This window comes from Bacillus sp. REN16 (assembly GCF_020731355.1).
Taxonomy (GTDB): Bacteria; Bacillota; Bacilli; order Bacillales; family Bacillaceae_L; genus Ferdinandcohnia.
This window is the reverse complement of record NZ_JAJFZK010000007.1, coordinates 13,903-36,986: the sequence shown is the minus strand read 5'-3', so window position 1 is coordinate 36,986 and position 23,084 is coordinate 13,903. Positions and strand designations below refer to the sequence as shown.

At 37.8% G+C, this 23,084-nt stretch carries 22 protein-coding genes; all 22 read left to right on the top strand.

The window, feature by feature from the left end:
- Positions 1 to 15: 15 nt before the first annotated feature.
- The 22 genes from LKW28_RS10880 to rpsO all read left to right on the top strand — a co-directional run bounded on the left by LKW28_RS10880 (position 16) and on the right by rpsO (position 22,729).
- Positions 16 to 318, top strand: coding sequence for a hypothetical protein (locus tag LKW28_RS10880; RefSeq protein WP_229140394.1), 303 nt, complete (start codon positions 16 to 18; stop codon positions 316 to 318).
- Between the two features lie 10 nt (positions 319 to 328).
- Positions 329 to 838: a hypothetical protein gene (locus LKW28_RS10875; RefSeq protein ID WP_229140393.1), complete on the top strand. Its 510-nt coding sequence runs from the start codon at positions 329 to 331 to the stop codon at positions 836 to 838.
- A gap of 147 nt (positions 839 to 985) precedes the next feature.
- Positions 986 to 1,684, top strand: a complete 699-nt coding sequence (rpsB, locus tag LKW28_RS10870) for a 30S ribosomal protein S2 (protein WP_010282364.1) — start codon at positions 986 to 988, stop codon at positions 1,682 to 1,684.
- A gap of 339 nt (positions 1,685 to 2,023) precedes the next feature.
- Positions 2,024 to 2,905 carry a translation elongation factor Ts gene (tsf, locus tag LKW28_RS10865; RefSeq protein ID WP_229140392.1) on the top strand — a complete coding sequence of 294 codons (882 nt, stop codon included), beginning with the start codon at positions 2,024 to 2,026 and terminating at the stop codon, positions 2,903 to 2,905.
- A 109-nt stretch (positions 2,906 to 3,014) separates the two neighbouring features.
- A complete protein-coding gene (gene pyrH, locus LKW28_RS10860) occupies positions 3,015 to 3,737 on the top strand; it encodes a UMP kinase (RefSeq protein WP_229140391.1) in 723 nt (240 codons plus the stop codon).
- 4 nt (positions 3,738 to 3,741) lie between these two features.
- Complete coding sequence (gene frr, locus LKW28_RS10855; RefSeq protein WP_229140390.1) at positions 3,742 to 4,299, top strand: ribosome recycling factor; 558 nt, start codon at positions 3,742 to 3,744, stop codon at positions 4,297 to 4,299.
- Between the two features lie 173 nt (positions 4,300 to 4,472).
- Positions 4,473 to 5,234, top strand: coding sequence for an isoprenyl transferase (locus LKW28_RS10850; RefSeq protein WP_229140389.1), 762 nt, complete (start codon positions 4,473 to 4,475; stop codon positions 5,232 to 5,234).
- Positions 5,235 to 5,274: 40 nt separating this feature from the next.
- Positions 5,275 to 6,069, top strand: a complete 795-nt coding sequence (locus tag LKW28_RS10845) for a phosphatidate cytidylyltransferase (RefSeq protein WP_229140388.1) — start codon at positions 5,275 to 5,277, stop codon at positions 6,067 to 6,069.
- Between the two features lie 27 nt (positions 6,070 to 6,096).
- Positions 6,097 to 7,254 (top strand): 1-deoxy-D-xylulose-5-phosphate reductoisomerase, encoded by a 1,158-nt coding sequence (locus LKW28_RS10840; RefSeq protein WP_229140387.1) that lies wholly within the window; start codon positions 6,097 to 6,099, stop codon positions 7,252 to 7,254.
- 214 nt (positions 7,255 to 7,468) lie between these two features.
- Positions 7,469 to 8,728 carry an RIP metalloprotease RseP gene (rseP, locus tag LKW28_RS10835; protein ID WP_229140386.1) on the top strand — a complete coding sequence of 420 codons (1,260 nt, stop codon included), beginning with the start codon at positions 7,469 to 7,471 and terminating at the stop codon, positions 8,726 to 8,728.
- Positions 8,729 to 8,761: 33 nt separating this feature from the next.
- On the top strand, positions 8,762 to 10,465 hold the full coding sequence (locus tag LKW28_RS10830) for a proline--tRNA ligase (protein WP_229140385.1): 1,704 nt from the start codon (positions 8,762 to 8,764) through the stop codon (positions 10,463 to 10,465).
- A 73-nt stretch (positions 10,466 to 10,538) separates the two neighbouring features.
- The gene (locus tag LKW28_RS10825; protein WP_229140384.1) at positions 10,539 to 14,846 is read left to right on the top strand and encodes a PolC-type DNA polymerase III; all 4,308 of its coding nucleotides are present in this window, start codon (positions 10,539 to 10,541) and stop codon (positions 14,844 to 14,846) included.
- Positions 14,847 to 15,232: 386 nt separating this feature from the next.
- Entirely contained in the window at positions 15,233 to 15,706 is a 474-nt protein-coding gene (gene rimP / locus LKW28_RS10820; RefSeq protein ID WP_229140383.1) for a ribosome maturation factor RimP, read from the top strand.
- 35 nt (positions 15,707 to 15,741) lie between these two features.
- Positions 15,742 to 16,878, top strand: coding sequence for a transcription termination factor NusA (nusA, locus tag LKW28_RS10815; RefSeq protein WP_229140382.1), 1,137 nt, complete (start codon positions 15,742 to 15,744; stop codon positions 16,876 to 16,878).
- An 11-nt stretch (positions 16,879 to 16,889) separates the two neighbouring features.
- On the top strand, positions 16,890 to 17,159 hold the full coding sequence (rnpM, locus tag LKW28_RS10810) for an RNase P modulator RnpM (protein ID WP_229140381.1): 270 nt from the start codon (positions 16,890 to 16,892) through the stop codon (positions 17,157 to 17,159).
- A gap of 8 nt (positions 17,160 to 17,167) precedes the next feature.
- Positions 17,168 to 17,470 carry a YlxQ family RNA-binding protein gene (locus LKW28_RS10805; RefSeq protein WP_229140380.1) on the top strand — a complete coding sequence of 101 codons (303 nt, stop codon included), beginning with the start codon at positions 17,168 to 17,170 and terminating at the stop codon, positions 17,468 to 17,470.
- A 19-nt stretch (positions 17,471 to 17,489) separates the two neighbouring features.
- Positions 17,490 to 19,667 (top strand): translation initiation factor IF-2, encoded by a 2,178-nt coding sequence (infB, locus tag LKW28_RS10800; protein ID WP_229140379.1) that lies wholly within the window; start codon positions 17,490 to 17,492, stop codon positions 19,665 to 19,667.
- Entirely contained in the window at positions 19,664 to 19,942 is a 279-nt protein-coding gene (locus LKW28_RS10795; protein WP_229140378.1) for a DUF503 domain-containing protein, read from the top strand. Before infB ends, LKW28_RS10795 begins: the two co-directional genes overlap by 4 nt.
- 14 nt (positions 19,943 to 19,956) lie before the next feature.
- On the top strand, positions 19,957 to 20,322 hold the full coding sequence (rbfA, locus tag LKW28_RS10790) for a 30S ribosome-binding factor RbfA (protein WP_229140377.1): 366 nt from the start codon (positions 19,957 to 19,959) through the stop codon (positions 20,320 to 20,322).
- 109 nt (positions 20,323 to 20,431) lie between these two features.
- The gene (truB, locus tag LKW28_RS10785) at positions 20,432 to 21,358 is read left to right on the top strand and encodes a tRNA pseudouridine(55) synthase TruB (RefSeq protein ID WP_229140376.1); all 927 of its coding nucleotides are present in this window, start codon (positions 20,432 to 20,434) and stop codon (positions 21,356 to 21,358) included.
- Between the two features lie 32 nt (positions 21,359 to 21,390).
- The gene (gene ribF, locus LKW28_RS10780) at positions 21,391 to 22,356 is read left to right on the top strand and encodes a bifunctional riboflavin kinase/FAD synthetase (RefSeq protein ID WP_229140375.1); all 966 of its coding nucleotides are present in this window, start codon (positions 21,391 to 21,393) and stop codon (positions 22,354 to 22,356) included.
- A 103-nt stretch (positions 22,357 to 22,459) separates the two neighbouring features.
- The gene (gene rpsO / locus LKW28_RS10775) at positions 22,460 to 22,729 is read left to right on the top strand and encodes a 30S ribosomal protein S15 (RefSeq protein WP_010282323.1); all 270 of its coding nucleotides are present in this window, start codon (positions 22,460 to 22,462) and stop codon (positions 22,727 to 22,729) included.
- Positions 22,730 to 23,084: the final 355 nt, after the last annotated feature.

The window sequence follows — 23,084 nt, the reverse complement described above, 5'->3', positions numbered from 1 at the left end:
AAGAAGTGAAAATAATTGAGTCTAAAATTAATTGAATTACAAGTTGCCATTCCAAGAACTCTAGATGCAGGGAAGATTCATGAACAACTGATGATGCGTGGACAGCATATGCAAGACCATATTTCTTCGGAAAATGAAAAGTTGGAGAAAAGAAATCGAACAAAAGTGAACGAAAACAATAAAACCGAAAACGCGCAAATACATAAGGATGACTCATCAAACCCTTTTGCAAAACAGCCTTCGCAAAAAACGCAAAATCCTGATGAAGAGAAGGAGCAACATCCATACAAGGGTAATTTTATTGATATAGTGGGATAGAGGGAATGGAATGACTACCATATTATTTATACTTAGCTTTGCGTTACTTGCAGTCGCCTTTTTTTTAATTATTTTTTTATACCTGAAGATTACGCAACTAAAAGATGTTGAAATGAAACAAGAACGCTTACTTAAAGAATTTGAAAATGTAATTACCTCATATGTAATGGAAATCAAAGAGGAAAATGAAGTCTTTTTATCTCGAATCAAAGATGTGAAACATACACCAGAGGCTAATAGTAAGGCATCAATCCATATTATAGAGCCCGAATTAACCTCTGATGATCTAAATGACCTTCTGCCTTCTTTTCAGGATAAGGAAAAAGCGATAATGATAGATATAGCAGAAAATGAAAAAATTCAAAAAACACAAGTGAAAGATGAAAATAATAAAGACTCCATTGTTAAAGATATCGATCACCTTATAAAGCTTGGCTTGTCTTATGAGGAAATTGCAAGAAAATTAAATAAGGGGAAAACTGAAATAGAACTTTTACACAAATTTCGTCAAAACAACTAATTTTTCTTGACCCCTATGTTTCGATTATGTTATATTAATTTTTGGTGTTAATACACACGTTCATAGATTTAAGCATTGGTGCTGTTATGACAGTTTTGCTTAAAGATGATATGAACGGAGGACAAGAAACCATTAGGAGGATTTACCATGTCAGTAATTTCTATGAAGCAATTGCTTGAAGCTGGTGTTCACTTCGGTCACCAAACACGCCGTTGGAACCCAAAAATGAAGCGTTACATCTTTACAGAGCGTAACGGAATCTACATCATTGACCTTCAAAAAACAGTTAAGAAGGTTGAAGAAGCATATAATTTCGTTAAGGAATTAGCAGGTAACGGTGGAACAATGCTTTTTGTTGGTACAAAAAAGCAAGCTCAAGATTCTGTTAAAGAAGAAGCTGAGCGTTCTGGAATGTACTTTGTTAACCAACGTTGGTTAGGTGGTACTTTAACAAACTTTGAAACAATTCAAAAGCGTATCAAGCGTCTTAAAGACATTGAAAAAATGCAAGAAGACGGTACTTTTGATGTTTTACCAAAGAAAGAAGTTGTTCAGCTTAAGAAAGAATTAGAACGTCTTGAGAAATTCTTAGGCGGAATTAAAGATATGAAGCAATTACCAGATGCTTTATTCATTATCGACCCTCGCAAAGAGCGTATTGCGGTTGCAGAAGCTCATAAGTTAAACATTCCGATCGTAGGTATCGTTGATACAAACTGTGATCCAGATGAAATTGATTATGTAATCCCTGCAAACGATGATGCAATTCGTGCGGTTAAGCTTTTAACAGGAAAAATGGCAGACGCTATCCTAGAAGCTAAACAAGGTGAAGAAACATCTGCTTAATGAGCGAAAGGTGATAAGAGGGTTATGCCTTTTATCACCTTTTTTAAGAATTAATATTAACTTTATTCAGTAGAAGTCCCTTACTCCACCAAGTGGGGGATGAATAAAAAATTACTATTCAGTCAAAGTACAAAATTTGTCTGAATAAAGTTAAAGCCTCTGGCGGATGCCACGATTTTTCAAAGGAAATTTTTCGAGGCAAGCTCGAAAAAAATCGGGCGCAAATACGCCATTGCGCATTTGATTTTGTTTTTTAAGTCATAATAGAAACAGTATGTCTAAGCTATTAATTTGTATAATTGGAACTAATACATAGTGGCAAATAAGGAGGAAAACATAATGGCAGTTACTGCACAAATGGTAAAAGAGCTCCGTGAAAAAACTGGAGCAGGTATGATGGACTGTAAGAAGGCTCTTACAGAAACTGATGGAGATATGGAAAAAGCAATTGACTACCTTCGTGAAAAAGGTATTGCAAAGGCTGCGAAGAAAGGCGATCGTATTGCTGCTGAAGGTTTAACTTCTATTGAAGTTTCAGGTAATGAGGCAGTTATCTTGGAAGTTAACTCCGAAACAGACTTCGTTGCAAAAAATGAAGGTTTCCAAACTCTAGTAAAAGAATTAGCTGCTCATCTTTTAGCGAAAAAGCCAGCGAATGTTGAAGAAGCATTAGAACAAAAGATGGACAACGGTTCAACTGTTTCCGAATATATTAATGCTGCAATCGCAAAAATTGGTGAAAAACTATCACTTCGTCGTTACGAAATTGCAACTAAAGAAGATGGTGACGCATTTGGTGCTTACCTTCATATGGGTGGACGTATTGGCGTACTAACCGTACTTGGCGGCACAGCAGATTCTGATATCGCTAAGGATGTAGCAATGCACGTAGCGGCTGTAAATCCTAAATATGTAACACGTGATCAAGTTTCTTCTGAGGAAGTTGAACGTGAACGCGAAGTATTGACACAACAAGCATTAAATGAAGGTAAGCCTGAAAATATCGTAGCGAAAATGGTTGAAGGCCGTTTAAGCAAGTTCTTCGAAGACATTTGTCTTCTTGACCAAAGCTTCGTTAAAGACCCAGATCAAAAGGTTCGCAAATTTGTTGAATCTAAAGGTGCAACAGTGAAGAGCTTCGTTCGCTACGAAGTTGGTGAAGGAATCGAGAAACGTCAAGATAACTTTGCTGAAGAAGTAATGAACCAAGTTAAGAAGTAAAAAGAAAACAGGGAACACGCTATGTGTTCCCTATTTTTTGAAATGTATAAAATTGCGCTATAAAGAAGGCGCCTTGTACTTTTCTTAAAAGATGGAGGTTTTATATTAAATGAGCGGTGCCAAATATAAACGTGTAGTGTTAAAATTAAGTGGAGAAGCATTAGCGGGTGAGCAGGGATTTGGCATAAATCCATCTGTAATCCAGTCTGTAGCTAAACAAGTGAAGGGAATTGCTGAATTAGGAGTCGAAGTTGCTGTTGTAGTTGGCGGCGGAAATATTTGGCGAGGCAAGATCGGTAGCGAAATGGGAATGGACCGTGCTAATGCTGACTATATGGGAATGCTTGCAACGGTAATGAATTCCCTGGCTTTGCAAGATAGCTTAGAAAACTTGGGTATACAAACTCGTGTCCAAACTTCCATTGAAATGCGTCAAGTCGCTGAACCGTACATAAGAAGAAAAGCAATTCGTCATCTTGAAAAGAAACGAGTTGTTATTTTTGCAGCAGGCACAGGGAATCCATATTTCTCAACAGATACTACTGCTGCTCTACGTGCTGCTGAAATCGAAGCAGAGGTTATTTTAATGGCTAAAAATAATGTTGATGGTGTCTACAGTGCAGACCCAACAAAAGATAAAACTGCTGTGAAATATGAGACATTGTCGTTTCTGGATGTTATAAAAGAAGGATTAGCTGTTATGGATTCAACTGCATCTTCACTTTGCATGGACAATGATATTCCGTTGATTGTCTTTTCAATTATGGAAGAAGGAAATATTAAGCGTGCGGTACTAGGAGAAAATATCGGAACAATTGTAAGGGGGAAATAACTTTATGGCAAATAACACATTAAACCAAGTGAAAGATAAAATGTCTAAAGCAGTCCAAGCATTGTCTCGTGAACTAGCCACTGTTAGGGCTGGTAGAGCAAATCCGGCGATCCTTGATAAGGTTTCACTTGATTACTATGGTGCGCCAACACCATTAAATCAGCTAGCTTCTATCAATGTACCTGAAGCAAGAATGCTTGTTATTCAACCATATGACAAGTCTGTTTTAGGTGATATGGAAAAAGCGATCCAGAAGGCTGATTTAGGCTTAAATCCAACAAACGATGGGTCTATTATTCGTATTTCAATCCCGCCACTTACAGAAGAAAGACGACGTGAGTTAGTGAAGCTTGTAAAAAAATACGCGGAAGAGTCTAAGGTTGCGGTTCGTAATGTTCGTCGTGATGGCAATGATGAATTAAAAAAGCTTGAGAAAAATGGTGAAATCACTGAAGATGAATTACGTAGTCTATCTGACGATGTTCAAAAAATCACAGATGAGTCTATTAATAAGATTGATTCAGTTGCAAAAGAAAAAGAAAAAGAAATCATGGAAGTCTAATCCATTTCAATGTACAATATATTGTAAAAAGACCCTCTAACGTTTACAGGGGGTTTTTTTGTTAATACTGACTACTAATTAGTTACCGTGAACGTATAAAAATGGTAAAATGAAACTGGTCTGGGTGCAAAAACGCCAAGGCTCATTTGATTCGGGTGTTGGAGGACTTGTGAATGTTTGAAAAATTTAAAAAAGCGAAGAATAAGTCAGTTTCTATTTCGGAAGAAGAAATATTAAAAGGGCCAATTCCTAATCACATAGCAATTATCATGGATGGAAATGGGCGATGGGCTAAAAAAAGAGCACTACCACGTACTGCGGGTCACCATGAAGGAATGAAGGTAGTTAAGAGAGTAACAAAGCTAGCAAGTAGACTTGGGGTTAAAACTTTAACCGTCTACGCATTTTCAACAGAAAATTGGAAGCGTCCAGAGGATGAGGTTAATTATTTATTAAGGCTTCCTGAAGAATTTATGGGAACGTTCCTGCCGGAATTAATTGAAGAAAATGTACAGGTTAGAATCATGGGGGATAAAGATGCTACACCTGCGCATACTCAAAAAGCAGTGGATAAAGCTGTAAATGAAACGAAAAACAATACCGGGCTAATCCTAAATTTCGCACTTAATTATGGGGGACGTGCAGAAATTATCGATGCGGTCAATCATATTCTTTCGGATTCTAAAGAGGGCAATCTACATGAAAAGATAGACGAAGAAATATTTGACCAATATTTAATGAGTGCTGGATTACAGGATCCCGATTTATTAATCCGTACCAGCGGGGAAATAAGATTAAGTAATTTCATGCTCTGGCAGCTTGCATATACAGAATTTTGGTTTACTAATGTATTATGGCCTGATTTTAAAGAGCAGCATTTATTAGAGGCTATCTACGCATTTCAACAGAGAGGCCGACGATTTGGGGGGGTATAGTAAATAGAAACCAAATCGCATTTGAAAAAGGAATGATAAGATGAAACAAAGAATCATAACGGCAATAATTGCAGCCGCAATCTTTCTACCAATCGTAATTATTGGAGGCATCCCGTTTACCATTTTAGTCTATTTAATGGGTGCTATCGCCATTTTTGAGCTTTTACGGATGAAGCATATTCATATTGCAACAATCCCTGGCATAATTTCCATTATTTTATTATGGATTATATTAATACCAAGCAAATACAATGATATATTTACAACCCTTAAACTTTCGAAAATCGAAATAGTTCTTTTAATCGTACTGTTAATTTTAACTTATACTGTTATTTCCAAAAACAGCTTTAACTTTGATGATGCTGGACTAGTAATCCTGTCAGCTCTCTATATAGGTTTTGGTTTTTATTATATGATTGAAATAAGAACCATGTTAGGATTAGCATATATATTCTATGCATTCGTTGTAATTTGGACTACCGATTCAGGGGCTTATTTTGTTGGTAGAAAGCTTGGTAAGAAGAAACTTTGGCCAGAAATTAGTCCAAATAAGACCATTGAGGGCTTTGTCGGTGGTATTGTAACGGCTATTGTATTTGCGTTTATTTTTAACATGATCACAGATTTGTTTGATTCCCTCTTTTCACTCATTATCGTAACATTGTTTGTCTCTATTTTTGGACAAATCGGGGATTTAGTAGAATCTGCTTTGAAAAGACATTATAATGTGAAGGATTCGGGAACATTGTTACCTGGACATGGAGGAATATTAGACCGTTTTGATAGCATGATATTTATCCTGCCGATTCTTTATTTTTTAAGATTAATTATTTAGAAGTGGTTGCATATTGGGAGTGAGTTTGTGAAAAAAATTAGTTTATTAGGGGCTACCGGCTCGATTGGGCAACAAACATTAGATGTGATTGAACAGCATCCGGAAAAACTAAGGCTTGTCGCTATGTCTTTAGGCGAAAATGTGACATTAGGTCGTAAAATTATACATAAGTTTTCACCAAAGCTTGTTTCTGCGAGATCAAAAGAAACATGTGAATTGTTAAAAAGTGAATTTTCTGGGGATATTCAGTTTGTATATGGGGATCAAGGTTTAATCGAAGTTGCTACATTCGAGGAAGCGACTATCGTTCTTAATGCTGTGGTTGGGAGTGTAGGGTTATTACCTACATTAAAAGCAATTGCAGCAAGAAAAACCATTGCACTTGCTAACAAGGAAACCCTTGTTACCGCAGGTCATCTTGTAATGGAAGCTGCGAAGCGACATGGTGTTGCAATTTTACCAGTAGATAGTGAGCACTCTGCTATTTTTCAATGTCTTCAGGGTGAAAAAGAGAAGAATGTGGAGAAAATTATTCTTACTGCTTCAGGAGGAAGTTTCCGTGATCGAACTCGTGAAGAACTTAAGGATGTTACCATTGAAGATGCACTTAATCATCCAAACTGGTCAATGGGAGCGAAAATTACGATTGATTCAGCAACCATGATGAACAAAGGGTTAGAAGTAATTGAAGCCCACTGGTTATTTAATCTTCCATATGAACAGATTGATGTTCTTCTTCATAAAGAAAGCATTATCCATTCCATGGTTGAGTTCCATGATAGTAGTGTTATTGCACAGCTCGGAACACCAGATATGAGAGTGCCCATTCAATATGCGTTTTCATACCCAGACCGTTATCCAATGCCCGCATCTAAAGAAAGGTTACAACTTTGGGAAATCGGAAAACTACATTTTTCAAAACCGGATTTTGACAGATTTAGATGCCTTGGATTTGCATTTCATGCTGGTAAAACAGGCGGGACTCTGCCGACAGTATTAAATGCTGCAAATGAGGAGGCGGTTTCAGGATTTTTAAATGGGAAAATCACGTTCTTAGAAATCGAAGATATCATCGAAGGAACATTAGAGAAACATGCTGTCATTCAAAATCCTAGTTTGGATATCATCCAGCAGGTAGATAAAGAAACACGGGAATTTGTACGTGAAATCGTAGAGAAAAAATAGAATTTACAGCTAGCTTGAGGCGCCATCGGCTCTAGGTCATAAGCCAATCGCTTCGGAAGGTAAAGGGCACCTTCTGTCAGCGCTCGTCTTATGCTTGACTTGCACAGGATGTGCTGACATCGACGTTCGCCACAGCACGTGGCGGTAGTTAGTCGATGTTCCTCAATCCGGGCGCCTTGCTTTTGAGTTAATCTAACAAAAGGTGGTTAAATATGTGGAGACTGTGATAGCCTTTATCATTATATTTGGTGCACTCGTATTTTTTCATGAATGGGGACATCTTGTTTTGGCAAAGCGAGCAGGAATTCTCTGTCGTGAATTTGCAATTGGGATGGGACCAAAGGTATTTACCTTTAGAAAAAATGAAACACTTTATACGATTCGTCTCCTTCCGATTGGCGGATATGTTAGAATGGCTGGCGAAGATCCAGAAATGGTTGAAATTAAACCTGGTCATAATATCGGGTTATTATTTGATAAAAATGGGAAAGTCGAAAAGATTATTTTAAATAACAAGGATAAATATTCAGATTTAAAGGTAATAGAGGTTGAGGAAGTGGATTTAGAGCATCATCTTTTTGTTTCTGGCTATGAAGATGGAGAAGATGAGGTTCTAAACAGATATGAAGTTAGCGAGACAGCTTTTTTTGTTGCTGATGGACAGGAAACACAAATCGCACCATATAATCGTCAGTTCTCTTCAAAAACTTTAATGCAACGGACATTGGCCATTGCTGCCGGTCCAGCAATGAATTTTGTACTAGCTTTTATTATTTTAATTGCAATTGGTTTATTACAAGGTACTCCCATTGATAAACCCATCCTTGGAAAACTTACTGAAGATGGAGCTGCTCTTCAAGCAGGGCTCCACGAAGGTGATATTGTTCGTGAGATTGATAATGAACAAGTTTCTACTTGGAATGATATTGTAAATATTATTCGCGCAAATCCTGAAGAAGAAATCGGCTTTGTGGTTGAGCGTAATGGGGGCCTTCATGAAATATCTGTAACCCCGAAAGCTCAGGAGCTTGAGGATCAAACTATTGGTGTTATTGGCGTTTATGGACCAGTTGAAAAATCGGTTTTACCATCCTTAAAATATGGGGTTATGGAAACCTTTATGTGGACAAAGGAAATTTTACTTGGCCTAGGAAAGCTTGTTACGGGACAATTTTCAATTGATATGCTTTCCGGACCAGTTGGAATATATGATGCAACCGATACAGTTGTTAAGTCAGGAATTTTTTATGTAATGAAATGGGCAGCAATACTAAGTATCAACTTAGGAATTGTCAACCTTTTACCATTACCAGCTCTTGATGGAGGACGACTAGTATTCTTTGCTTTGGAAGCCGTTCGGGGAAAACCAATTGATAAGCAAAAAGAAGGTATGGTTCATTTTATAGGCTTTGCCTTACTAATGCTGTTGATGTTGGTAGTAACATGGAACGATATTCAAAGAATCTTTTTATAAAAATAAGCTCAATAATTGAACGAGGTGCAAGATATGAAACAAAGTATGACGCTTATACCTACACTGCGAGAAGTACCATCAGATGCCGAAATTAAAAGTCATCAGCTTTTAATCCGGGCAGGTTTTATTAGACAAAATGCGAGTGGGGTTTATAGCTATCTTCCATTAGCAAAACGTGTTTTACAAAAAATTGAAAACATTGTTCGTGAAGAAATGGAGCGTGCTGGTGCTGCTGAGCTGCTTATGCCTGCATTAACAGCAGCGGAGCTCTGGCAAGAATCAGGTCGCTGGTATTCATACGGTCCAGAGTTAATGCGCCTACACGACCGTCATGAACGTGACTTTGTCTTAGGTCCAACTCACGAAGAGGTGATTACGAGCCTTGTCCGTGATGAGATTAAATCATATAAACGACTGCCAATTACTCTTTATCAAATTCAAACAAAGTTCCGTGATGAAAAAAGACCACGATTCGGGTTATTAAGAGGTCGTGAATTTATCATGAAGGATGCATACTCATTCCATGCCAATCAGGAAAGCCTTCATGAAGTATATGAAAAAATGTATACTGCTTATTCAAATGTATTTGCTCGTTGTGGACTAAACTTTCGTGCTGTTATTGCGGATTCTGGAGCAATGGGCGGGAAAGATACCCATGAATTCATGGTGCTTTCAAAAGTCGGGGAGGATACAATTGCATATTCTGATACTTCCTCATTTGCGGCAAATATAGAAATGGCACCGGTTGTCATGGAATATCCCAAAAGTGATGAACCAATGAAAGAGTTAGAAAAAGTAGAAACAATCGGGAAAAAAACAATTGAAGAAGTTGCTGATTTCCTTGACACTTCAAAAGATAAATGCATTAAATCACTTCTCTTCGAGGTTGACGAAAAATTTGTTCTTGTATTAGCACGCGGTGACCATGAAGTAAATGATATTAAAGTGAAAAATCTTCTAGAAGCTACAAACGTAGAATTAGCAAGTACTGAGGATACTGAACGAATTATGGGTTGTACAGTTGGTTCCCTGGGGGCTATTAATATAGCTAAGGAAATCTCTATTATTGCAGACCATGCCGTATCATCCGTTGTCAATGGGGTTTGCGGTGCAAATGAAGAGAACTATCATTTTGTAAATGTTAACCCAGATCGTGATTTTGAAGGCATTCAATATGCAGACCTCCGCTTTATCATGGAAGGTGACCCATCACCAGATGGTCAGGGTAAGATTGTTTTTGCTGAAGGTATTGAAGTCGGTCATATCTTTAAGCTAGGTACAAGATATAGTGAAGCAATGGGTGCAACTTTCCTTGATGAAAATGGAAGAACACAGCCAATGATTATGGGCTGCTATGGTATAGGAGTGTCAAGAACTTTATCGGCTGTTGCAGAGCAATCAAATGATGAAAATGGTCTAATCTGGCCAGAAAATCTAGCACCATATGATTTACATCTTATCCCTGTAAACATGAAAAATGAAGAACAAAAAGCGCTATCTGAATCGTTATATGTAACCCTTCAAGAAAGTGGCTACGACATTTTATTTGATGATCGTATTGAACGTCCAGGTGTGAAATTTGCAGATTCTGATTTAATCGGTTTGCCAATACGAGTCACCGTTGGCAAACGTGCCAGTGAAGGTATTGTTGAGGTGAAGATTCGTAAGACAGGGGAAACATTGGAAATAAATATTGAAAATCTTATCGAGACAATTAAGAAATATGTAGTAAAATAAATAATAGAAAAGAAAAGGGTACCTCGATAAAATGGGGTACCCTCGTTATTCTGTCTGAAGAGGGGGAACGAGGATGGAATTATCGCCACAGCAAAAAGAACGTTTTAGCGTATTGCTGCAGCAGTTGGAACTAACTGACGATGCAATGGTAACACATTTTGCAAATGCAGGAATTGTAAAGCTCATGATTGATAAAGAACAGAAAGCATGGCATTTTGTATTTTCTTTTGAAAAAGTGCTGCCGGCAGAAATCATGAGAATTTTTTCTGCACAATTGCAAACAAAATTTGCCCATATAGCTTCTGTTACCTTCTCTTTAAATGTCAGGTCACAGCAAGTGACAGAGGATTTAGTGCAAGCCTATTGGCCACTATGTTTACAAGAATTAGATGGAATCGCACCACCAATTCTATCTTTATTGCATAGCCAAGCACCAACACAACTGGGTCTTAAGCTTCATATCAAAACAAGAAATGATACAGAATCCATTGCTATTAAGAAGAAATACGGCCAATTAATAGGAAATGTGTATCAATCCTATGGTTTTCCAATGTTTACTCTCGAAACAGAGGTTGAGGTTTCTAAGAAGGAGTACGAAGAGTTTATAGAGAAAAAACAACAAGAAGACCAAGAAAAAGCATTGTTAGCCGTTGCTGATATGCAGAAGAAAGAGAAAGCACAAGATAACACGGTTTCAGGGCCGATTACTATTGGTTATACCATCAAGGATGATGAAGATTTTAAAGAAATTAGTTCAATCCTAGACGAAGAGCGCAGAATTGCAGTTCAAGGGTATATTTTCTTTGCAGAGACGAGAGAGCTGCGCAGTGGAAGAACTCTTCTAACTTTCAAAATAACCGATTATACTGATTCAATTTTAGTAAAAGTATTCTCTCGTGATAAAGAGGATGTTCACTTATTACAAGCCATTAAAAAAGGTATGTGGGTACGGGTTCGCGGAAGTATTCAGAATGATACTTTTGTAAGAGATCTTGTTATGCTAGCTAATGATATCAATGAAATCAAGCCTATGAATGAAAGAAAAGATACTGCTCCTGATGGAGAAAAACGTGTCGAGCTTCATTTGCACTCACCTATGAGTCAGATGGATGCTGTAACATCAGTCAGTCAATTAGTCGGACAAGCTAAAAAATGGGGTCACACGGCTATTGCTTTAACAGACCATGCGGTTGCTCAATCATTCCCAGAGGCTTATTCAGCTGCTAAGAAAAATGGGATTAAGATGATCTATGGAGTTGAAGCTAATTTAGTCGATGACGGTGTCCCAATTGCTTATAATTCACAGCATCGTAATTTAGAAGAAGATACGTATGTTGTTTTTGACGTTGAAACAACTGGGTTATCAGCGGTCTATAATACAATTATTGAGCTGGCTGCCGTTAAGGTTAGAAATGGTGAAATCATTGATCGGTTTGAATCATTCGCTAACCCACATCACCGTCTAAGTGCGACAACAATCGATCTTACTGGAATTACAGATGATATGGTACGTTCAGCACCTGAAGTAAGTGAAGTTCTATTGAAGTTCCATGACTGGGCTGAGGATGGAATATTAGTTGCGCATAATGCGAGTTTTGATATGGGCTTTTTAAATGTAGGTTATAAAAAGGCCGGTCTAAAACCAGCAGCTAATCCTGTCATAGACACACTTGAACTTGCTAGATTTTTGCATCCAGATTTAAAAAACCATCGTTTAAACACATTATGTAAAAAGTTCGATATTGAACTTACTCAGCATCATCGTGCGATTTATGATGCGGAAGCAACGGGGTACTTAACCGTTAAACTATTAAAAGACGCAGCTGAAAAAGAGATTGTCTACCATGATCAATTGAATGATTATATGGGCCAAGGTAAAGCTTACCAACGATCAAGACCTTACCATGCGACATTACTTGCCCAAAATGATGTAGGTTTGAAAAATTTATTTAAATTGGTTTCAATTTCACATATGAATTATTTCTATCGTGTACCTCGTATCCCACGCTCACAGCTTCAAAAATATCGTGAAGGTATTTTAGTTGGTTCAGCTTGTGACAAAGGGGAAGTATTTGAAGGGATGATGCAAAAATCACCTGAGGAAGTTGAGTCAATTGCCGGGTTTTATGACTATCTAGAAGTGCAGCCACCTTCTAACTACAAGCATTTAATAGAATTAGATTTGATTCAAAATGAGCGTGAATTAAAGGATATATTAAGGAATATTGTTAGTCTTGGAGAAAAGCTGAATCTACCGGTTGTTGCTACTGGAAATGTGCACTATCTAAACCCTGAGGACCATATTTATCGAAAGATATTAGTTAGATCCCAGGGTGGGGCAAATCCTATGAATCGACACTCGCTTCCAGAGGTTCATTTCCGAACTACAAATGAAATGTTAGATTGTTTCTCTTTCCTTGATAAAGTGAAAGCAAAGGAAATTGTCGTTACAAACACTCAAAAAGTTGCAGATATGATAGGCGATGTGAAGCCGATCAAAGATGATCTATATACACCTAAAATCGAAGGTGCTGAAGATGAAATAAGAGATATGAGCTATGTTATGGCAAGAAGCATCTATGGCGAGGAATTACCTGATATTGTAGAAAAGCGCTTGGAAAAAGAGCTAAAGAGTATCATTGGGCATGGATTCGCGGTAATTTATTTGATATCCCATAAACTTGTTAAAAAATCACTTGATGATGGGTATTTAGTAGGTTCTCGTGGGTCGGTTGGTTCCTCGTTGGTTGCAACTATGACGGAAATAACAGAAGTAAATCCATTGCCGCCACATTATGTATGTCCGGATTGTAAGCATTCTGAGTTCTTTAACGATGGATCAGTCGGATCAGGTTTTGACCTGCCAGACAAGGTTTGCCCAAATTGCGGGGCAAATTATAAGAAGGATGGACATGATATTCCCTTTGAAACGTTCTTAGGCTTTAAGGGAGATAAGGTGCCAGATATTGACTTAAACTTCTCTGGTGAGTACCAGCCACGGGCCCATAACTATACAAAGGTTCTTTTTGGTGAGGATTATGTATATCGTGCTGGAACAATTGGAACAGTAGCGGAAAAAACAGCCTATGGGTATGTAAAAGGCTATGCAAATGATCATAATTTAACCATGCGCGGTGCCGAAACAGATCGTCTGGTTGCTGGTTGTACTGGTGTAAAGCGAACAACTGGACAGCATCCTGGCGGGATTATCGTAGTACCAGACTATATGGATATCTTTGATTTTTCACCTATACAATTTCCAGCTGATGATACAAACTCTGAATGGAAGACAACACATTTTGATTTCCACTCAATCCATGATAACGTGTTAAAGTTAGATATTCTTGGGCATGATGATCCGACGGTAATCCGGATGCTTCAAGATTTAAGCGGAATTGATCCAAAAACTATTCCGACAGACGATCCTGAGGTAATGAAAATTTTTAGTGGAACTGAATCCCTTGGTGTAACTGAAGAACAAATTATGTGTAAAACGGGTACACTGGGGATTCCTGAATTCGGTACCCGATTTGTTCGTCAAATGCTCGAGGATACAAAGCCAACTACTTTCTCCGAACTCGTTCAGATTTCGGGTCTATCACATGGTACAGATGTTTGGTTGGGGAATGCGCAGGAACTCATTCATAATAGTATTTGTACGCTGAGTGAAGTAATTGGTTGTCGTGACGATATTATGGTTTACCTTATCTATAAAGGGCTAGATCCTTCTTTAGCATTTAAGATCATGGAATCAGTTCGTAAAGGTAAAGGACTAACAGATGAATTTATTGAAGAAATGAAGAAAAATGATGTCCCTGATTGGTATATAGATTCATGTTTAAAAATTAAATACATGTTCCCGAAAGCCCATGCTGCCGCGTATGTATTAATGGCGGTAAGGATTGCGTACTTTAAAGTTCATTTGCCATTACTCTATTATGCTGCATATTTCACTGTACGTGCAGATGATTTCGACGTTGATGCAATGGTTCGCGGATCCAGCACGATTCGAGCAAGACTCGAAGAAATCAATGCTAAAGGACTGGATGCTTCACCTAAGGAGAAAAACCTTTTAACAGTTCTTGAACTTGCTCTTGAAATGTGTGAACGCGGGTTTTCATTTAAGAAGATTGATCTGTATCGTTCCAGTGCGTCAGAATTTATTATCGATGGAGATGCTCTCATTCCTCCATTTAATTCAATTCCAGGACTAGGGACAAACGCTGCTATTAATATTGTGAAAGCAAGAGAACACGGTGAATTTTTATCAAAAGAAGACCTGCAAAAACGTGGTAAGGTATCGAAAACAATCATGGAATACCTTGAAAACCATGGTTGTCTCGAAGATATGCCAGAACAAAATCAATTATCATTGTTCTAGTTTCTCGTTGTCTAGCTCAAGGCGCCATCGGCTCGAGGTCATAAGCCAAACGCTTCGGAAGGTAAAAAGCACCTTCTGTCAGCGCTCGTCTTATGCTTGTCACCGATGGGCGGGCGCCTTTCGCATTTCTATAGACTTTTATTTGCATATAAATAGCGATTATGTTATAGTTTTTATGGAAATGCTATGTATATTACTGTTAAAAGAGTGGGGCTTCCCACTCTTTATTCTTTGGCCGAGGCTAAAAATGTGCATCAACTTTCTTTAGATGGAACTTCTCTATATTTTCCAACTGCCTCCCTGCTATTATAGCAGGGTGTTTTTACACTACTTAGGAAATACTAACGTATAAAAACAGAATTCCTTATCAGCTTAGGAGGAAAAACATGAGTAAAAAGGTAACACAAATAGTGGAGGAATTAGTGATACCTATATTAACTGATTTACAAATGGAACTTGTTGATGTTGAGTATGTAAAGGAAGGAAAAGACTGGTTTCTGCGAGTCTTCATCGATTCTGAAAAAGGTGTTGATATCGAAGATTGTGGTACAGTTAGTGAAAAATTAAGCGAAAAGCTTGATGAAATAGATCCTATCCCTTATAACTATTTTCTTGAAGTATCAAGTCCAGGTGCTGAACGTCCACTGAAAAAAGACAACGACTTCGAAAAGGCAATTGGAAAACAGGTGTATGTAAAAACATATGAGCCAATCGATGGTGAAAAGATTTTTGAAGGTGAGCTTACATCGTTTGATGGAAGCACAATTACAATCAACATAATGGTCAAAACACGCAAAAAGTCTGTGGAAATTCCGTATGACAAAATTGCAAATGCAAGGCTTGCTGTGACATTTCATTAATTTGTAAGAGTACTTAAAGGGGGATTAGAAAGCGAATGAGTAGTGAACTACTAGATGCCTTAACATTGCTCGAGAAAGAAAAAGGCATTAGCAAAGATATAATTATTGAAGCAATTGAGGCAGCATTAATTTCTGCATATAAGCGGAATTTTAACCAGGCTCAAAATGTAAGAGTTGATTTAAACTTAGCAAATGGTTCAATGCGTGTGTTTGCTAGAAAAGATGTAGTAGATGAAGTGTTTGACCCGCGCTTAGAAATCTCCATTGATGAAGCTAGAACCATTAATCCAAATTACCAAGTGGAAGACGTTGTTGAAATTGAAGTAACTCCAAAAGATTTTGGAAGAATTGCTGCTCAAACTGCAAAGCAGGTTGTAACGCAACGTGTGCGTGAAGCGGAAAGAGGAGTAATCTATTCGGAATTTATTGACCGCGAAGAAGATATCATGACGGGAATTGTTCAGCGTCTTGATTCCAAATTTATCTATGTTGGCTTAGGTAAAATTGAAGCATTACTTCCTGTAAACGAACAAATGCCAAATGAAAGATACAAGCCACATGACAGAATTAAAGTCTACATAACAAAGGTTGAAAGAACTACAAAAGGACCACAAATCTTTGTTTCTAGAACACATCCAGGATTATTAAAGCGTCTTTTTGAAATTGAAGTTCCTGAAATCTATGATGGAACAGTTGAAATAAAGTCAGTTGCAAGAGAAGCGGGAGATCGTTCCAAGATTTCTGTTCACTCCGATAATCTGGAAGTAGACCCAGTCGGTTCTTGTGTCGGTCCTAAGGGACAACGTGTTCAAGCAATCGTGAACGAATTGAAGGGCGAAAAAATTGATATTGTCAAATGGTCAGATGATCCAGTTGTCTTTGTAGCAAATGCATTAAGCCCATCTAAAGTTCTCGACGTAATTGTAAAAGAAGATGAAAAAGCGACAACTGTTGTTGTTCCTGACTATCAATTATCATTAGCAATTGGAAAACGGGGGCAGAATGCTCGGTTAGCAGCTAAATTAACTGGATGGAAAATCGACATTAAGAGTCAAACAGAAGCCGAGCAAGCGGGAATTTATCCAAGAGACGGCTTTGGCTTATTCGACGATAATGATGAAGAAGAACCCGAGGATGAAGCATTCGATTTGCATACTGAAGAAATCGAGTGAGGTGAAGGATTTTGGTTGGGAATAAAAAAATACCATTACGTAAATGCATAGTTAGTGGTGAAATGAAACCAAAAAAGGAACTTGTAAGAATTGTACGTTCCAAGGAAGGCGAAGTATCAATTGACCTTACTGGAAAAAAGTCTGGTCGTGGTGCATACCTCAGTAAAGACAAAGAATGTATTTTACTTGCAAAGAAAAAGAATACTCTTGCAAGTCAATTAAAAGCTACAATTGATGATTCAATCTACGAAGAATTGCTTCAGTTGGTAGATAAGGAGTAGCTTTATAGATGGAAAACAAGGAATGGACGTCGTTATTGGGTCTTGCCAATCGAGCGAGAAAAGTCATTTCAGGTGAAGAACTTGTTGTAAAGGAAATCCGCAATGGTAACGCAAAGCTTGTTCTTTTATCTGAAGATGCGTCAGCAAACACTACAAAGAAAATTACGGATAAAAGCACGTATTATCAGGTTCAACTTCGTACTGTTAGCGACCGTTATACACTGGGACATTCAATTGGTAAGGATGCCAGAGTAGTTGTCGCGATAACAGAAAGTGGGTTTGCAAAAAAGATTAGTCACTTGCTCGATTAACATATTTGGGGGTGAACATATGAGTAGAATGCGTGTATACGAATATGCAAAAAAACAAAATATCTCAAGCAAAGAAGTAATTACTAAGCTTAAAGAGATGGACATTGAGGTAAAAAATCATATGGCAACAATTGAGGGAGATATTTTGAATAAATTAAATCAATCATTTGGAAAGAAATCAGAACAGGTTAAGCCTGCAAAAGAACAAAACCAAAATAGCACAACAAAACCACCTGTTAATGAAGATACCAAAGTGGTTGACAAAAAAGAAACGAAGAAAAAGCCTGTGACTCCTAAAAATCGTGACGGGAAAAAGTCGGATAATCAGGGTCAGAAAAAGGCATTTCAACCTAGGAATAATAAGGGAAATAACAACAAACAAAAAGGCAATCATCGACCTAACAATCACCAACAACCGGTTCAACCAAAACCTGAAAAGAAATTGCCTGAAAAAATTACTTTTGTTGGATCATTAACAGTTGGGGAATTAGCAAAAAAACTTGGTAAAGAGCCTTCAGAAATTATTAAGAAGCTTTTCATGTTAGGTGTTATGGCTACAATTAACCAAGAACTTGATAAGGATTCAATTGAACTAATTGCATCAGAATATGGTGTAGAGGTAGAAGAAGAAATTGTCTTTGAAGTTACAGAATTTGAACAGTATGTCGAGGAAGATAAAGAAGAAGATCTTATTGAAAGACCTTCAATCGTAACAATCATGGGACATGTTGACCATGGTAAAACAACTACTCTAGATTCAATCCGAAACACTAAGGTTACGGCTGGTGAAGCTGGTGGTATTACACAGCATATTGGTGCATATCAAGTTGTTGTTAATGATAAGAAAATTACCTTCTTGGATACTCCGGGGCATGCTGCGTTTACAACAATGCGTGCAAGAGGTGCCAAAGTAACTGATATCACTATATTAGTTGTTGCAGCAGATGATGGTGTAATGCCGCAAACAGTTGAAGCGATTAACCACGCAAAAGCGGCTGAGGTCCCAATCATTGTAGCTGTGAATAAAATGGATAAACCAACAGCAAATCCTGATCGTGTTATGCAGGAATTAACAGAACATGGCCTAATTCCGGAGGATTGGGGTGGAGACACCATTTTCGTTCCAATTTCAGCGTTAACAGGAGAAGGCATCGACAATTTGCTTGAAATGATTCTTCTCGTGGGTGAAGTAGAAGAATATAAAGCAAATCCGAAACGAAGAGCAACAGGAACTGTAATTGAAGCACAACTTGATAAAGGCAGAGGATCAGTTGCGACATTATTAGTTCAAAATGGAACTCTTCGTGTGGGTGACCCAATTGTGGTTGGAAACACGTTTGGTCGTGTCCGTGCAATGGTTAATGATGTTGGCCGTCGTGTCAAAGAGGCTGGTCCGTCTACACCAGTTGAGGTTACAGGATTAAATGATGTACCACAGGCTGGCGATCAATTTGTTGTATTTGAAGATGAAAAGACGGCACGCCATGTTGGGGAAGCTAGAGCGCAAAAGCAATTAGTGGAACAACGCGGCGATAAAGTAAAAGTTAGTCTTGAGGATTTATTTGAACATATTAAGCAAGGTGAAATGAAGGAAATTAATCTTATTGTTAAAGCTGATGTTCAAGGGTCAGTAGAGGCTTTAGCAGCGTCTCTTCAAAAAATTGATGTTGAAGGTGTTAAAGTTAAGATTATTCATACTGGTGTCGGTGCTATTAATGAATCGGATATTACTCTTGCATCAGCATCAAATGCGATTGTAATCGGCTTTAATGTCCGACCTGATGTGAATGCAAAGCGTACTGCTGAGGCAGAGGAAGTTGATGTCCGTCTTCACCGTATTATCTATAAAGCGATAGAAGAAATTGAATCTGCAATGAAGGGTATGCTTGACCCAGAATTTGAAGAAAAAGTAATTGGGCAAGCGGAAGTAAGAACTACGTTCAAAGTATCTAAGATTGGTACAATTGCTGGCTCTTATGTTACAGACGGTAAAATCACTCGTGATAGCGGAGTGCGCATAATTCGTAATGGTGTAGTTATTTTTGAAGGGGTAATTGATACATTGAAACGCTTCAAGGATGATGTTAAGGAAGTAGCACAAAATTATGAGTGTGGTATAACAATTGCGAAATACAACGATATTAAAGAAGGAGACGTCATTGAAGCATTTGTGATGGAAGAAGTTGATCGTCATTGATCGGCTATGTGGAGTGCGAATGCATTATCTATGATGCAAATTCTTTAAAAGCAAAACGCTCCGTTTTACAAAGTGTCATGACACGACTCAAACAAAAGTTTAATGTTTCAGTTGCGGAGGTAGACTATCAAGATACATGGCAAAGAACGAAAATTGCAATTGTTACAGTATCATCAAGTCGAAAGCAATCTGAACTCGAATTAAACAATGCCCTAAAGTTTATTGATTCGTTCCCAGAATTAGATCGAACAATAACCGACTTTGAGTGGTTATAAGAGGTGATAACAAGATGAGTTTACGACCTAATCGTGTTGGAGAACAAATGAAAAAGGAATTAAGTGACATCATCGGCAGGAAGATCAAGGATCCTCGGATTGGATTTGTTACTGTAACCGATGTTCAAGTTACAGGAGATCTTCAACAAGCAAAAGTTTTTATTTCGGTATTAGGTGATGAAGAGCAAAGACAGAATACGTTAAAGGGTCTTGCGAAAGCAAAAGGCTTTATCCGCTCAGAAATCGGGCAGCGTATTCGTTTACGGAAAACACCTGAAATTCTATTCGAATTTGATGAATCAATTGATTATGGGAATCGAATTGAAACGATTCTTACTGAAATTAATAAACAATCAAATCAAGAATCAAATCGAGAATAAGGGAGAGGATAGACTTTTATATAAAGTCTATCCCTTTTTTTCAGTCGTTTTTTTAAAAATGGAACATATAAAACCATAATAGAAAAAATGTTAGAGGAGGCGGCTCTAAGTGGATGGAATTTTACTTCTAAATAAACCAAAAGGGATGACTTCCCATGATTGTGTTTTTAAGGTTCGGAAGCTAGTAAAAATGAAAAAAGTTGGCCATACTGGAACCTTAGACCCTGATGTATCGGGAGTTTTACCAATTTGCCTAGGAAGAGCAACGAAGATCGTTGAATACGTAACGGCTGCCAACAAGACCTATGAAGGGGAAGTGACAATAGGTTATTCAACGACTACCGAAGATGCATCCGGTGAAAAGGCAGAAGAAAAAGAAATAGACCGGCAAATTACGAAAGATGAAGTCTTAGACGTACTCCATTCATTAACCGGTGAAATCATTCAAACACCACCTATGTTTTCGGCAGTAAAAGTAAATGGAAAGCGCCTCTATGAATACGCTAGACAAGGAATGGTAATCGAAAGACCATCACGAAAAATAACCATTCATAAATTAGACCTTCTCGGTGACATCTTTCATAAGGATGGGGTTGTCTCCTTTCGTTTCCGTGTAAACTGCAGCAAAGGAACGTATGTGAGAACTTTAGCTGTGCAAATTGGCGAAAAACTAGGGTTTCCATCACATATGTCTGATTTACAAAGGACATCTTCAGGCGACTTTACTCTCGATCGATGCTTGACATTACAAGAAATTGAACACCATGTTCAAGCTGGAACTGTTGAAGAACAGCTTCTCACGATTGAGGATGCTCTTTCCCATTTGCGCAAAATTTTAATTAATGATAAAGTAGCAGAGAAAGTAAAAAATGGGTCTGTCCTCCCGGTTCCACAAGAGTTACAAGAGTTACCGGACGGGGAACCAGTTGCTCTCCTACATAATGGAGAAATCCTAGCAATATATCAACGACATCCAGAAAAATCACAATTGATAAAACCTATTAAAGTATTAGTTAATAACCAAGAATTAAAGTAGGTTATTCATAGTAGAAAAAAGGTGAAATAGAAGTGAAAACGATTCATATCACACACCCGCATTCATTTAATCAAACAGATTTACCACCAACTGTCTTGGCTTTGGGGTATTTTGATGGTGTTCATCTAGGTCATCAAAAAGTAGTTGAAACTGCAAAGAAGGAAGCAGAAAAACAAGGCATAGCATGCTCTGTCATGACATTTGATCCTCATCCATCTGTTGTCCTTAAAAAGGGTGTTACAAAAGTCGAATATATTACGCCGTTGCATCACAAAGAAAAACTATTTGAAGAAATGGATATTGACTACTTATTCATAGTAAATTTCTCCTCTGAGTTTGCAAGTTTATCTCCACAGCAATTTGTGGATGAATACATTTTCGGTCTAAATGTGAAGCATGTTGTTGCAGGGTTTGATTTTACATTTGGACGATTTGGAAAAGGAACGATGGAAACACTCCCTCAACAAGCAAATGGACGATTTACTCAAACAACTGTAGAGAAATTAACCTTTAATAATGAAAAGGTGAGTTCTACGGTTATCAGAGACTTGATTCAAAAGGGAGAAATGGACCAACTGCCACCGTTATTAGGAAGATTCTATACAGTAAAAGGGATTGTGGTAGATGGTGATAAACGCGGCAGAACTATCGGCTTCCCGACGGCAAATGTCAAAACGATTGACGACTATATTATCCCTAAAATGGGAGTTTATGCAGTTCGTTTAAAAGTTGGTTCGAAATGGCATAGTGGTGTTTGTAACCTTGGTGTTAAACCTACTTTTAATGAAGACGAGACTGTACCATCAATTGAGGTTCATCTATTTGATTTTAATGAAGACATTTATAAAGAGGAAGTAATTGTTGAATGGCATAAAAGAATCCGCTCTGAAAGAAAGTTTCCTTCCATTGATAAATTAATTCAACAAATTGGACAAGACAAGGAAGAAGCGAAGCAATACTTTGAAAAAATAAACGAACATACTTGCTTTTTATCATAAAAAGTTGTATTCTAGTTAAGTATGAAAAAGAACCATTGCGTGGCAGATCGAATCACCAACGGCTGCTAGGTAATTGGGGATACTATAATAGGAGGTGAATAGGATGGCAATCACACAAGAGCGTAAGAACGAAATTATCAGTGAGTATAAAACTCATGAGAATGACACTGGTTCACCAGAAGTTCAAATCGCTGTCCTAACTGAGCAAATCAATAAGCTAAATGATCATTTACGTACACACAAGAAAGATCATCATTCACGTCGTGGTCTATTAAAGATGGTTGGTAAACGTCGTAATTTATTAACATATCTTCGTAATAAAGACGTAACTCGTTACCGTGAATTAATCAACAAGCTTGGACTACGTCGATAATCTACGAAAAAGCGGGAGCATTCCCGCTTTTTTATTAGGTTAAAATAGAGGGATTTATTTCCTTCTTTTGATGTCTAGCTCCAGGCGCCATCAGCTCGCGGGTCTAGCCAATCGCAACGTAAGGCTAAAGTGCACCTTCCGTCAGCGCTTATCTTATGCTTGACTTGCACAGGAAGTGCTGACATCGACGTTTGCCACAGGACGTGGCAGTAGTTAGTCGATGTTCTGCTATCCGGGCGCCTTGCGCTTTTCTATCAAATTTGAACAAAATTTCACTTTACATAATGAGCAAGTATTGATATGTTCGAATAAATTAGTTCATACTATTAATACATAATATACATTTGAATGTGAT